This window comes from Aeromonas sp. PS2Canimalfood6 (assembly GCF_048276795.1).
GTDB classification, from domain to species: Bacteria; Pseudomonadota; Gammaproteobacteria; order Enterobacterales; family Aeromonadaceae; genus Aeromonas; species Aeromonas caviae.
In genome coordinates, this window is sequence record NZ_JBLUXC010000158.1 from 1 (window position 1) to 590 (window position 590).

At 54.6% G+C, this 590-nt stretch carries 1 pseudogene; it reads left to right on the plus strand.

The features are described from left to right. Positions 1-576: pseudogene (locus tag ACNPAA_RS21040) on the plus strand (IS4-like element ISAeme3 family transposase); the annotation flags it as partial. Positions 577-590 lie beyond the last annotated feature (14 nt).

Below are 590 nucleotides of genomic sequence, written 5' to 3' on the forward strand. Positions count from 1 at the left end.
CGGGAAGTGCCAAAACTGGCGGGACTGTCACTGAAAGAGGCAGGACGGCGGCGCTGTCGGGCCGAGGTGCTGGATATGGTGGTGAAGTCCGGCAAGGTCGAGTACCGCTTGATCCGACGCTGGTTTGCCGAGGAAAAGCGGTTCTGCTTGTGGATGACCAACCTGCCGCGAGCGGCATGGTCAGCAGAGCAGGTGATGAGCCTGTATCGCTGCCGTTGGCAGGTGGAGTTGTTATTTAAAGAGTGGAAATCGCACAACCGGCTCAAGGGGTTTGTGACGGGGGAGAAAGCCATCGCCGAGGGATTGGTGTGGACGAGTTTGCTGTCGCTGGTGATGAAAAGGCGGGTCGCGCAGAGTGTGATGACAGGGAAGCTATCGATGTTGAAAGCGTCAAAGAACAGTACGACATGGTGGTTGCCGCTATTGGAAGCAGTGGCCCATAGAGCGCTGACAGAAATAAGGGAAAGACTGGAATGGGCAGCTGATTATTTGGCCAAGAACGCTTGCCGAACCAAGCAGAGAAAATCGATACAGAACAGGACCTTGGAAGGAGTTTTAAAGGGACTCAACGCTTAAGGTCCTGTACATGA